Raw genomic sequence first — 12599 nt, 5'->3', positions numbered from 1 at the left:
GGTGGAGCGGGCTTGCTCGCGAAGGCGGTGGATCAGGCAATGCAAGTCCTGGATCAATTAGCGCCTTCGGGGGCAAGCCCCCTCCCACATTTTGATGTGTGAATGCAGTCAACGGTGGGAGCGGGCTTGCTCGCGAAGACGGTGGATCAGGCCATGCAAGTCCTGGATCAATTAGCGCCTTCGGGGGCAAGCCCCCTCCCACATTTTGCCATGCAAGTCCTGGATCAATTAGCGCCTTCGGGGGCAAGCCCCCTCCCACATTTTGATGTGTGAATGCAGTCAACGGTGGGAGCGGGCTTGCTCGCGAAGGCGGTGGATCAGGCCATGCAAGTCCTGATCAATCAGCGCCCACGATCGCGGCGCAGTAACTTTCTTGCCCGCGCCGCCAGCGCCTTGGCATCAAAGGGCTTGAGCAAATAATCATCTTCATGCAATTCCAACCCGCGCAGCCGGTCTTCAATCCCGCCCGGCGTGGTCAGGAACAACACCGGCGTCTCGCCCTTCAACCGAATAGCCTGCTGCAACTTCCAGGCGTTCAAGCCCGGCAACATCACATCCAGAATCACCAGCTCGTACTCGGTACTCTCCACGAAGCGCAACGCTGCCATGCCATTGGCTGCGACCTCCACGGTGTAGCCGGCCTCGTTCAAACCCCGGGCCATCCGCTGTGCCTCTTCGGTTTCATGTTCCACTAACAGCACGCGCATAACACACCTCGATTGATCAGGTTTGCAGGCTATCACCCTCAGGTCTGCGCCGCCTCACGCAAGCGATGAGCATCGAGGATTTCAATTTCCCCATAGCCCAGGCGCACGACGCCCTGGGCTTGCAGGTCCTTGAGCAAGGCGTTGGTGGTCTGGCGTGACAGGCTCAACATCGCCGCCAAATCTTCCTGGGGCAGTTGCAGCATACGTTTTGAGTGCTCGGTATCGCCGTAACCTTCAACGATCATCAGTAAACGGTGCGCCAGCCGCACCGAGGCCGGCATCAGGCTCAGGTGCTCGATATTGATAAAGCTCAGGCGCAGTTTCTGGCTCATCAGCAAGGCCAGGTCGCGCCAGTATTGCGGGGAGTCATCAAGGATGTTCAGCAACGCCTGCTGCGGCACCTGCAACAGCGTGCACGGCCCCACGGCGCAGGCGTCGTGGGTGCGCGGCAAGCTGTCGAACAGGCAGATTTCGCCGAACCAATACGGCCGCTCTACCAGGCTCAATAGCGCTTCCTTACCGTGTTCGTTCACCGCGCTGATGCGCAGCGTGCCGTCGAGCACCGCATACAGGCCACAGGGCGGGTCGCCGCGCTTGAACAGGTATTGCCCCGCCGCCAGCTGGCGCTGCCGGGCACTGGCCAGCAGGCTATGCTGAAAAGAGGCAGGCAAGTGGCTGAACCAATGACCGCTGGCCAGCTGCGAGCGCCATTTCTCTGTGTCCATGCGAACTCCGAAGATTGTCGCCCAGCTGACAGTCAGTCACAGGCTGGCAGGGCATGATCAAGCATCCTACAGGAGGAACAACAATGAAAAGCCTCGTCGAGCACCTCAGTCAATACGCCGCCTACCACCGCGACCCGCGCAATATCGCCAGCCACTTTGTCGGCATCCCGTTAATCGTGGTCGCCGTGGCGGTGCTGTTGTCGCGCCCCGAATGGGCCGTCGGTAGCCTGTGGATATCTCCGGCAGTGCTACTCGCGCTGTTTTCGGCATGGTTTTACTTGCGCCTGGAACTGGCGCTGGGCGTGCTGATGACGGTGTTGATGGGCCTGTCGGTGTGGGCCGGGCATGCGCTGGCGGCGCAGAGCACAGCGGTGTGGCTGGGCAGCGGCATAGGGATGTTTGTGGTGGGCTGGGCGATTCAGTTTGTCGGGCACTACTACGAAGGCAGGAAGCCGGCGTTTGTGGATGACGTGTCGGGATTGATTGTGGGGCCGTTGTTTGTGGTGGCGGAGTTGGCGTTTGTGCTGGGGTTGCGGCATGACCTCAAGGAGCAGATTGAGGCGCGATCCGGCCCGGTAGAACGCCGCGATCTAAAGCCGAGCAAGGTCTGAATGTGGGAGCTGGCTTGCCTGCGATGCAGGCACCTCGGTGTATCAGTTACACCGCAGTGATGCTATCGCAGGCAAGCCAGCTCCCACACAAGCCCGCTCCCACAGGGGTCTTGCGGTGTTTTTAAGCTTTTTGCCAGACCTTGGGTTTGAAGAACAAGGTCTCGCCACGCGCCAGACCGGTCAGGCTGTCGTGGTCTTTGACCACTTCGGCCTCGATCAACTCGCTTTGGCCTTCGACCTTGAGCGTCACCCGTGTGGTAGCGCCCAACGGCCGAATATCCCGCACTTCAGCCGCGTGGTGGTCTTCCAGTTCATGGCGCGACAACGACACTTCATGCGGGCGGAACAGCACGTGCTGGTCCTCACCCAAATGCAGCCGGTTGGAATCCCCCAGGAAGTGGTACACAAAATCACTGGCCGGGTTCTCGTAGACTTCGCCCGGTGAACCAATCTGTTCGATCACGCCCTTGTTCATCACCACAATGCGGTCGGCGACTTCCATGGCCTCTTCCTGGTCGTGGGTCACGAACACCGAGGTCAGGTTGATGTCTTCGTGCAGACGCGCCAGCCAGCGGCGCAGCTCTTTACGCACCTTGGCGTCGAGGGCGCCGAACGGCTCATCCAGCAGCAACACTTTAGGCTCGACCGCCAGGGCGCGGGCCAGGGCGATACGCTGGCGCTGGCCACCGGAGAGTTGTTCCGGGTAGCGATCCGACAGCCAATCCAGCTGCACCATGTTCAGCAACTCGTGAACCTTGACCGCGATCTGGCTTTCGTTCGGGCGCTGGTTTTTCGGCTTCATGCGCAGGCCGAACGCGACGTTGTCGAACACGGTCATGTGGCGGAACAGCGCGTAGTGCTGAAACACAAAACCGACGTTGCGATCACGCACGTCGTGACCGGACACGTCTTCGCCGTGGAACACGATGCTGCCGGCATCCGGGGTTTCCAGGCCGGCAATGATGCGCAGCAAGGTGGTCTTGCCGCAGCCGGACGGGCCCAGCAACGCCACCAGCTCGCCACTCTGGATGTCCAGATTGATGCTGTTCAGGGCCTTGAAGGCGTTGAAATTCTTGCTGACATTACGGACTTCAATCGACATGACTTATTCCTCACCGGCGCTTTTGCGCAGGCGGTTGATACGGTTCTCGCTCCACTGCTTGAGCAGCAGGATGAAGAGCGCCAGGATCAGCAACAGGCTCGCGACGGCAAACGCGGCAACGTGGTTGTATTCGTTGTAGAGGATCTCAACGTGCAGCGGCAAGGTGTTGGTCACGCCGCGAATGTGGCCGGACACCACCGATACCGCGCCGAACTCACCCATCGCCCGTGCGGTACACAGCACCACGCCGTAGATCAGGCCCCACTTGATGTTCGGCACGGTCACATGCCAGAACATCTGCCAGCCATTGGCACCGAGCAGGCGCGCGGCCTCTTCTTCCTGAGTGCCCTGCTCCTGCATCAGCGGGATCAGTTCACGGGCCACGAACGGCACCGTCACGAAGATGGTCGCCAGCACAATGCCCGGCAAGGCGAAGACGATCTGGATGTCGTGGTCTTGCAGCCACGGGCCGAAGAAGCCCTGGGCGCCGAACATCAACACGTAGACCAGACCGGCGATCACCGGCGACACCGAGAACGGCAGGTCGATCAGCGTGACCAGGATGCTCTTGCCACGGAACGAGTACTTGCTCACGCACCAGGCGGCGCTGACGCCGAACACCACGTTGAGCGGCACCGAAATCACCACGGCGATCACCGTCAGCTTCAGTGCCGACAGCGCGTCGGGTTCCAGGATCGCGGTGAAGAACGCGCCGAGGCCGTTCTTCAAACCCTGGGACACCACGATAAACAGCGGCAGCAGCAGGAACAGGAAGAACACCAGCCAGCCGAGGCTGATCAGGATGCGTCGCGACACCGCGCTGCCACGACGGGCAGCGTTGGCCGAAGACGCGGCGGAAATAGACGATTGGGACATGTTCCGCGCCTCCTTATGGGTGTTCGATGCGCCGCTGCAGCAAGTTGATCAGCAGCAGCAAAACAAAGGAAACCACCAGCATCAGCACACCGATGGAGGTGGCGCCGTGGTAGTCGTACTGGTCGAGCTTGACCATGATCAGCAGCGGCAGGATCTCGGTTTTCATCGGCATGTTGCCCGCGATGAAAATCACCGAGCCGTACTCACCGACGCCACGGGCGAAGGCCAGCGCGAAGCCGGTCAGCCAGGCGGGCAGCAACGCAGGCACGAGGATGTAGCGGAACACCTGCAAGGGCTTGGCGCCGAGACACGCGGCGGCTTCTTCGATTTCCCGAGGGATATCGGCCAACACCGGCTGCACCGTGCGCACCACGAATGGCAGCGTGACGAAGGTCAGCGCCAGGGTGATGCCCAGCGGGGTGTAGGCGATCTTGAAGCCCAGGTCAGCAGCGAACTGGCCGACCAGGCCGGTGGGGGTGTAGAGCGCAGTCAGTGCGATGCCGGCAACGGCGGTGGGCAGGGCGAAGGGCAGGTCGATCATCGCATCGATGATTTTGCGGCCGGGGAAGGTGTAGCGCACCAGCACCCAGGCCAGCAGCGTACCGATCACGCCGTTGATAATGGCGGCATACAGTGCCGTGCCGAAGCTCAGTTTCAACGCCGCCAGCACACGCGGTGCAGAGATGATGTTCCAGAACTGATCCCAAGTGAGTTGAGCGGCATGTACAAACATCGCCGCCAGGGGGATGAGTACGATCAGGCTGAGGTACACCACGGTGTAGCCCAGCGTCAGCCCGAAGCCGGGTATGACGGGGGAAATACGACGCGACATAAGAGTCCTTGGTTAGCGGGTAGATACCACTATAGGAGCGAGCTTGTGTGGGAGCTGGCTCTTCTGCGGGAGCCGGGCTTGCCCGCGATGCAGGCACCTCGGTGTGTCAGTCACACCGGGGTGATGCTATCGCAGGCAAGCCAGCTCTCACACAAGCCCGGCTCCCACAGAAAGCTGGCTCCTACAGTTTAATTTGGCTTACTGCGCCGAGTAGATCTGGTCGAACACGCCACCGTCATTGAAGAATTTCGGTTGGGCAGTTTTCCAGCCGCCGAAGTCTTTGTCGATAGTCACCAGGTCCAGTTTCGGGAACTGCTGGGCGTATTTGGCGGCGACTTTCTCATCGCGTGGGCGGTAGAAGTTCTTCGCCGCAATCTCCTGGCCAGCCGGGCTGTACAGGTGCTTGAGGTATTCGGTGGCGATTTCGGTGTTGCCCTTTTTCTCGGCGTTCTTGTCGACCACGGCCACTGGCGGCTCGGCGAGGATCGACAGCGAAGGTACAACGATGTCGAACTTGTCGGCGCCGCCGTCTTCTTTCAGCGCCAGGAAGGCTTCGTTTTCCCAGGCCAGCAACACGTCACCCTGACCGTTGTTGACGAAGGTGATGGTCGAACCGCGCGCGCCGGTGTCGAGGATCGGCACGTGCTTGAACAGCTCTTTCACGTATTCCTGGGCCTTGGCTTCGCTGCCACCGGCTTTCAGGCCATAGGCCCAGGCGGCGAGGAAGTTCCAGCGGGCGCCGCCGGAGGTTTTCGGGTTCGGGGTGATCACGGACACGTCTTTCTTGATCAGGTCGCCCCAATCCTTGATGCCTTTAGGGTTGCCTTTGCGCACCAGGAACACGATGGTCGAGGTGTACGGGGTGCTGGCGTCCGGCAGGCGGGTTTGCCAGTTTTCCGGCAGGGTCTTGCCCAGTTTGGCGATTTCGTCGATGTCACCGGCCAGGGCCAGGGTCACTACGTCGGCGCGCAGGCCGTCGATCACCGCACGGCCTTGCTTGCCCGAGCCGCCGTGGGACTGCTGGATCTTGACGTTGTCGCCGGGGTGGGACTGTTTCCAGAAGGTGGTGAACTCAGCGTTGTAGTCCTGGTACAGCTCACGGGTCGGGTCATACGAGACGTTGAGCAACTCGTAGTCCTTGGCAACAGCGGAACCGGCAAACACGGCACTGGCCAGTGCGGCCAGGGCGTAACGGCGAATCGACGACATAGAAGGCTCCTGAAATTCTGGGGTGTTGGCTTTTTCTTATAGTTGCGGGTCTAGCATGCGAATCGCCGTTGGTGCTCAGCTCGGTTTGTTACCCGGGTTCTGCAAACGGAATTTTTCCTTGCGTTCGATCTGTACCACTTGGGCGTTATGCACAGTGATTTCCACCGCGCCAAACCGCAGGTCGCGCAAGGCGCTCTGGATCTCACGCAAAATGGCTGCTTCGTCCTGGCCGTCGACGCTACGTAGAGATGCGCTCATGGTCTCGCTCCTGAAATGAATAGTGCCTGGCAGTGGCGGCACTGCTTGCGGCGTGAGGGCGATAGTAGATAAGCGCGGATATTCTTAAAAATACTATTTAAGAATGTTTATATAACCAGAAAGAATTTTCTGGCAGGACGTGGGGTTGCGCGGGTTTTAGCACTGAAAATACCGTTAGCCAGGCGCTGCGTAACCCTGTGGGAGCCGGGCTTGCCCGCGATAGCGGTGTGTCAGGCACAGAACATTTCGCCTGAAAGTCCCTCATCGCGGGCAAGCCCGGCTCCCACATTGACCGAGTTGTGCCTAGCGGATAGCAGGTGCCCGATGCCAATCAATCTCCTGTGCCGGCATCGGCCGCCCGAACCAATACCCCTGCCCCATATCGCATTCCTGCTCCAACAAGAACCGCGCCTGTTCCACTTGCTCGATGCCTTCGGCGTGCACCTGCATGCCCATGCTTTTCGCCAGGGCGATTACCACGCGCACAATCGCCGCATCGTCCTCATCCCATGGCAGCCCGGCGACAAAGCCCTGGTCGATCTTGAGCTTCTGCACCGGCAGGCGCTTGAGGCGCAGCAGTGACGAATAGCCGGTACCAAAGTCGTCGATGGCCAGGCGCAAGCCCAGTTCACGCAGGCGGTGCAGTTGCTCAAGGGCCACTTCCGGATCATCCATCACCGCGCTTTCGGTGACCTCCAACTCAAGAAACGCCGGATCGAGGCCGGTGGCGTGCAGCACCTGGGCGACTTGCTCGTACAGCTCGCGCCGGGCAAACAGCCGACTGGAGACATTCACCGCGATAAAACTCAGCGGCGCGCCATCGGCCAGCCATTGGCACATCTGGCGGCAGGCCTGGTCCATGACCCAGGCGTCGATGTCGGCAATCAGCCCGGTACGTTCGGCGATGGGGATGAAATCGCCCGGTGGCACCAGACCGCGCTCCGGGTGTTGCCAGCGCACCAGCGCTTCGACGCCGATCAGGCGGCTGCCCTGCAGGTTGTGCACCGGCTGGTAATACACGCGCAGCTCCTGCTGGTCGAGGGCGCGGCGCAGTTCGCTGGCGATTTCCACGCGGTTCTGCGCATGGGCGGTCAGCTCTTCGGTGTACAGCGCGTAGCTTTCGCGCCCGGCACTCTTGGCCTTGAACAGCGCGGAATCGGCATTGCGCAGCAACTGCTGGGCGCTCAGTGCATCGCTGGGGAACAAGCTGATACCGATACTGGCGCTGATAAACAGTTGGTGGCCGTCAAAGATGAACGGCTGCTTCATCGCATCGAGCATCCGCTGGGCCAGGGCGGCGGCCTGCACCACCTGTGGACAACTTTCGGCGAGCACGGCGAACTCGTCGCCGCCCAGGCGCGCCAGGGTCACGCCGGGGCCGAACAGCCCCTTGAGCCGCTCGCCGACCGCTTTGAGCAACTGGTCGCCGACGTTATGGCCGAGGCTGTCGTTGATGATCTTGAAATGATCCAGGTCTAGCAACAGCAAGGCACAGCCGCGTTTGTGCACTTGCGCCGAGGCCAGCGCCTGCTCGGCGCGGTCGGTGAACAGCAGGCGATTGGGCAGGTCGGTGAGCGGGTCGTGATGGGCGAGGTGCGCCAGTTCGTGCTCGGAATCCTTGATCGCGCTGATATCGGAAAACACCGCGACGTAATGGCTGACCTTGCCTTGGTCATCCTGGATGACGCGGATGGTTTGCCACTGTGGATAAATTTCACCGCTTTTGCGCCGATTCCAGATTTCGCCGCTCCATTCGCCGGTGCGTTCCAGGGTCTGGAACATCTGTTGATAAAAATTCGACGAATGGCGCCCGGACTTGAACAAGCTTGGTCGCTCGCCCATGACGTCTTCGCGACGATAGCCGGTGATCTCGATAAACGCCCGATTGACGTGCACGATCAAACCTTGGGCGTCGGTGACCAGCACGCCTTCGCGGGTGCAATCGAACACGGCAGCCGCCTGGCGCAGGCGCTCGCGGTTTTCTTTCAGGGGCTGCTGCAGCTGGTGAGCATGGGCAAAACGGGCGCAAATCAGAAACAGGGTCAGCGCGCTGAGCCCCACCCAGACATAGCCGCGCACCTGCAGCCAGCGTTCCAGTTCCCAAGGGTCATCGAGAAAGTCGATCAATAGATAATGGCTGAGCTGGAGCCACGCAATGGAAACCAGCAGGTATACCAGCCCCACACGCAGGGCACCTCGGTATGAAAACAGCATATGGTCAGTAATCCTTACCAAAAAACAAAATCGCCCTACAAAGGCTGCGGATTATAGAATAAGAAACATCCAGTCACTTCTATCTGAAAGGGCGGCTGGTTTTCTCTGTAGGCTTAGTGATAATGCGTGAGCTGCTTTTTTCTTTATCTGAGGGCCATACAGCCTATGTGGTACAACGGTTTTCTTGACTTGTCAGCCTGGCAACTGGTGGCAGTCACTCTGTTGATGACCCACGTGACCATCGTTGGGGTCACGGTTTATCTGCACCGCTATTCAGCCCATCGCTCCCTGGAGCTCAATGCCGGCCTGAAACACTTCTTCCGCTTCTGGCTGTGGCTGACCACGGCGCAGAACACCCGCGAGTGGACCGCCATCCACCGCAAACACCACGCCAAATGCGAAACCGTCGACGACCCGCACAGCCCGGTCGTCAAAGGCCTGTCCACCGTATTGCGCAAAGGCGCCGAGCTGTACCGTGCTGAAGCCGAAAACCCAGAGACCCTGCGCATCTACGGCAAGAACTGCCCGGACGACTGGATCGAGCGCAAGATCTATACGCCTTACCCGCTGCTGGGCGTGGCGATCATGGGCATCATCGACTTGATGCTGTTCGGCACCATCGGCATCACCATCTGGGCGATCCAGATGATGTGGATTCCGTTCTGGGCTGCCGGCGTGATCAACGGCCTGGGGCATGCCGTGGGCTATCGCAACTTCGAATGCCGTGACGCGGCGACCAACCTGGTGCCGTGGGGCATCATCGTCGGCGGCGAAGAGCTGCATAACAATCACCACACCTATCCCAATTCGGCCAAGCTGTCGGTGAAGAAATGGGAGTTCGACCTGGGTTGGGCGTGGATCAAAGTCTTCAGCTTCCTGCGCCTGGCCAAGGTGCAGCGCGTTGCCCCCATCGCCCACCGTGTCGAAGGCAAAGGCCATCTGGACATGGACACCGCCATGGCGATCCTCAACAACCGCTTCCAGATCATGGCCCAGTACCGCAAGTTGGTGATCGGCCCGCTGGTCAAGCAGGAGCTGGAGAAGGTCGATCACTCGGTGCGTCATCAGTTCCACCGTGCCAAACGTCTGCTGTCGCGTGAAACCAGCTTGCTGGATGACCGCCACCACGTGCGTATCCAGAGCCTGCTGGAACACAGCCATGCGCTCACCGTGATCTACGAGAAGCGCCTGGCGCTGCAGCAGATCTGGCTGAAAACCAGCTCCAATGGCCACGACATGCTGGCTGCGATCAAGGAATGGGTGCACGAGGCCGAGGCCAGCGGCATTCAGTCCCTGCGCGATTTTGCCCACCAGCTGAAGACCTATTCGCTGCGTCCTGCAGCGGCCTGATCGAGCATTCACAGCCCGCTCGTGTGAGCGGGCTTGCTGTGATAGGCAGGTTGGCCTTGGCAGGCGGGCTCCCTGTGGCGAGCGGGCTTGCCCCGCGTTGGGCTGCGAAGCAGCCCCAATAAAAGCCATCGCATTTCTGCTGATAAACCGCAGTGCCAGGTTTCAGGGCCGCTTCGCAGCCCAACGCGGGGCAAGCCCGCTCGCCACAACAAGCACCCTCACCACCGTAAAACTAATCACCAAAACCAGCCTATTCACCGCGAAAATCGGCCTACAACCGGTTTCTGACGTCATTTCTTAGTCAGCCTGTTCACGGAACTTCACCGCAATTCCCCTCTCTCAAAGAACACTTCGCCATCATGGTGACCCCTTGTAGTGACCGCTGCTCCATCCTGCGGCGCGCCCAGAGAGAGTTGTACCGATGGTTCACGAAAAGCCTTACTTGCCCGATGCCCCCACAGCTGAGCCTGCCCGCCCGGCTGCGGCGGCAACCTTGTTGGCGCTCATGCACGCCCAGGGTGAAGTCGAGCGGCTGAGTGAGCGCGAGCAACTGCTCAGCTCACTGCTGGTCAGCGTGAATGCCGTGCTGTGGGCCATCGACTGGGAAACGCGCCAAGTGCTGTACGTGAGCCCGGCCTACGAGCGAGTGTTTGGCCGTCCGGCCGGTCTGCTATTGGCCGACCACCGCGAATGGCGCAACAGCGTTCACCCCGAAGACCTCGATTACGCTGAATACAGCCTCGCTCGCGTGCTGGAGCAAGGCGCCGTGGAGGACCGCGAGTACCGCATCATTACCGCCGACGGGCAGATTCGCTGGCTGAGCGACAAATGCTATATCAACCAGCAGGTCGAGCCCGGCAGGCCGGTGATCGTGGTCGGCATGGCCGAAGACATCACCGAAAAGAAACAGATGGAGTTGGAACTGCACCGACTCGCCACCACCGACGTACTGACCCAGAGCAGCAATCGCAGGCACTTTTTCGAATGCGCCAACCTGGCCTTCGACAGCGCCTGCGCCCAAGGTACAACGCTGGCGTTCCTGTTGCTGGACATTGATAACTTCAAAGAGGTCAACGACAGTTACGGCCACCTGGAGGGCGATCAGGTGTTGCGGCGTATCGCCGAGAGCGGTCGCAGCGTACTGCGCCGTGGCGACCTGTTCGGGCGCATCGGTGGCGAAGAATTCGCCGCCGTGCTGCCCGGTTGTGCGCCGCACATGGCATTGCAAGTGGCCGAGCGGTTGGGCAAGGAAATCCAGGCGCTGAGTTTCAGCTACGAAGGGCGGCAATTTACCGTCACCGTCAGCCAGGGCCTGGCTACGCTGCGCGAAGAAGATGCGTCTCTGGACAGCCTGTTTGCGCGCGCGGATGCGGCGATGTACGAGGCCAAACGCCAAGGCAAGAACCGCGTCATAGCAAGTTAACGCCACTCAACGATGGGAGCGGGCCGGCTCCCACACGTGACCTCGTTGCTGGCTAGGCTTTGCGTACCCGAGTCAACTCCGACAACCCGACCCTCAGCAAGCGCGCCGTTTTGCTGCCGGCGAGCTCTTCCAACCCTTCACGCTCGGTCAGCCGCGCCATCTGCGCCGCGAGGTTCATCACCAGCGATTCTCGCGAATACACCCCGCCTTCGAGTGAATAGATCGACGCAATCAACTGGCGTAGCTCCAACGGCAAACGCCAACGCGCGCGCAATGCCGAACCATAGGCCGCACCGTAGGTAGCCAGAGACTCGCCAATCGCTTCGTCATCCAACGCCCCGCCGCCCTGGCGCCAGTCTTCCAGGCAGCGCAACAACGCCAAGTCGCCCAACCGATGCAGGATGCCGGCGCTGTAGCAGCGCTCGTGGTCCAGCTCCAGCATGCGCGCCAGGTGGCGAGCATAGTCGGCAGTGTCTTGGGACAGTTGCCAGTGGCGCTCGGCATAGGCCACCAGCGCCGGGTCGCCCAGCACCACGTTGTGCTTGAGGGCCAGGCCCAGAATCAGGTTCATGCTCTGCCCGGCCGCCAGTGTGTGCAGCGCGGCGGACAGGGTTTGCACCGGCGTGCCGTGATGGCCGGCACTGTTGGCGGCGGCGATCAATACGGCCGTTATTTGCGGGTCCATGCGCACCTGGTCTTCCAGGCATCCGAGGTCCAGGCCATCCGGCGTGAGGCTGTGCTCTACGACGTCTTTTACATCCACCCGCAACGGCGCGCCGTCAGAGGCTTCGCGACGGCGCTCCAGGAACATCGGCAGCGTCATGCCCGGCGCCAGCGGCGCAATTTCGCAGTACACGCTTTCGCCTTCGTTGAGCAGCAGGTCTTGCAGGCGCTGGGTCAGGCCTTCCATGTTCAGTGGTTTGGTCAGGTACGCCGTCGGCGCCAGGGGCAGGGCTTCGCGCACGCTGGCGCTGTCATTGCGACTGCTCAACAGAATAAAGGGCAGCGAACGGCGCTTCTGGCGCACGCTGCGCAGCAGGCTCAGGCCATCGACGCCCGGCAACTCCCAATCCGCAAGAATCAGGTCGTAGTTTTTTTCTCGCAACAGCGTGGCTGCTTGCTGCCCATCAGCACACACATCCAGCCGTGCGTCGCAGCGCACATTCAACAGCACTTGCTTGAGCAGATCCCGCGACCAAGGGTCCGCCTCGGCAATCAACACTCGGGGTACAGCCGGTAAATCAACAGCAGTCATCCAGCACGCTCCATCGGCAATGCTGCAACCTTAGACA

12 protein-coding genes are annotated in these 12599 nt (G+C 60.8%); 3 read left to right on the top strand and 9 right to left on the bottom strand.

Translation table 11 applies throughout. From position 1 onward, the window contains the following. Positions 1 to 341: 341 nt before the first annotated feature. Positions 342 to 707 carry a response regulator gene (locus FPT15_RS07505; protein WP_119738264.1) on the bottom strand — a complete coding sequence of 122 codons (366 nt, stop codon included), beginning with the start codon at positions 705 to 707 and terminating at the stop codon, positions 342 to 344. A gap of 38 nt (positions 708 to 745) precedes the next feature. After that, the gene (locus tag FPT15_RS07500) at positions 746 to 1432 is read right to left on the bottom strand and encodes a Crp/Fnr family transcriptional regulator (RefSeq protein WP_145159707.1); all 687 of its coding nucleotides are present in this window, start codon (positions 1430 to 1432) and stop codon (positions 746 to 748) included. An 83-nt stretch (positions 1433 to 1515) separates the two neighbouring features. Here FPT15_RS07500 and FPT15_RS07495 point away from each other — a divergent pair, with 83 nt between their 5' ends. Continuing rightward, entirely contained in the window at positions 1516 to 2043 is a 528-nt protein-coding gene (locus FPT15_RS07495; protein ID WP_145159705.1) for a DUF962 domain-containing protein, read from the top strand. 121 nt (positions 2044 to 2164) lie between these two features. On the opposite strand, the gene FPT15_RS07490 is transcribed toward FPT15_RS07495, so the two are convergent. The 6 genes from FPT15_RS07490 to dibA all read right to left on the bottom strand — a co-directional run bounded on the left by FPT15_RS07490 (position 2165) and on the right by dibA (position 8534). Next, positions 2165 to 3145 carry a sulfate/molybdate ABC transporter ATP-binding protein gene (locus FPT15_RS07490; RefSeq protein ID WP_145159703.1) on the bottom strand — a complete coding sequence of 327 codons (981 nt, stop codon included), beginning with the start codon at positions 3143 to 3145 and terminating at the stop codon, positions 2165 to 2167. 3 nt (positions 3146 to 3148) lie between these two features. Beyond that, on the bottom strand, positions 3149 to 4021 hold the full coding sequence (gene cysW / locus FPT15_RS07485; protein WP_003218139.1) for a sulfate ABC transporter permease subunit CysW: 873 nt from the start codon (positions 4019 to 4021) through the stop codon (positions 3149 to 3151). 13 nt (positions 4022 to 4034) lie between these two features. Beyond that, the gene (gene cysT, locus FPT15_RS07480) at positions 4035 to 4853 is read right to left on the bottom strand and encodes a sulfate ABC transporter permease subunit CysT (RefSeq protein WP_003218141.1); all 819 of its coding nucleotides are present in this window, start codon (positions 4851 to 4853) and stop codon (positions 4035 to 4037) included. Between the two features lie 198 nt (positions 4854 to 5051). Further along, positions 5052 to 6062, bottom strand: coding sequence for a sulfate ABC transporter substrate-binding protein (locus FPT15_RS07470; protein ID WP_106577355.1), 1011 nt, complete (start codon positions 6060 to 6062; stop codon positions 5052 to 5054). A 75-nt stretch (positions 6063 to 6137) separates the two neighbouring features. Then, the gene (gene oscA / locus FPT15_RS07465; RefSeq protein ID WP_003170956.1) at positions 6138 to 6320 is read right to left on the bottom strand and encodes a sulfur starvation response protein OscA; all 183 of its coding nucleotides are present in this window, start codon (positions 6318 to 6320) and stop codon (positions 6138 to 6140) included. A 303-nt stretch (positions 6321 to 6623) separates the two neighbouring features. After that, positions 6624 to 8534, bottom strand: a complete 1911-nt coding sequence (dibA, locus tag FPT15_RS07460; RefSeq protein WP_145159699.1) for a phosphodiesterase DibA — start codon at positions 8532 to 8534, stop codon at positions 6624 to 6626. Positions 8535 to 8699: 165 nt separating this feature from the next. Here dibA and desA point away from each other — a divergent pair, with 165 nt between their 5' ends. Then, positions 8700 to 9884: a delta-9 fatty acid desaturase DesA gene (gene desA / locus FPT15_RS07455; protein WP_145159697.1), complete on the top strand. Its 1185-nt coding sequence runs from the start codon at positions 8700 to 8702 to the stop codon at positions 9882 to 9884. A gap of 421 nt (positions 9885 to 10305) precedes the next feature. Then, positions 10306 to 11307: a sensor domain-containing diguanylate cyclase gene (locus FPT15_RS07450; protein ID WP_145159695.1), complete on the top strand. Its 1002-nt coding sequence runs from the start codon at positions 10306 to 10308 to the stop codon at positions 11305 to 11307. Positions 11308 to 11359: 52 nt separating this feature from the next. Here FPT15_RS07450 and FPT15_RS07445 read toward each other — a convergent pair whose 3' ends face one another. Then, positions 11360 to 12562 (bottom strand): HDOD domain-containing protein, encoded by a 1203-nt coding sequence (locus tag FPT15_RS07445; protein WP_145159693.1) that lies wholly within the window; start codon positions 12560 to 12562, stop codon positions 11360 to 11362. Positions 12563 to 12599: the final 37 nt, after the last annotated feature.

This window comes from Pseudomonas sp. RGB (assembly GCF_007713445.1).
Classification (GTDB): domain Bacteria; phylum Pseudomonadota; class Gammaproteobacteria; order Pseudomonadales; family Pseudomonadaceae; genus Aquipseudomonas.
This window is presented reverse-complemented; position numbering and strand designations above follow the sequence as displayed.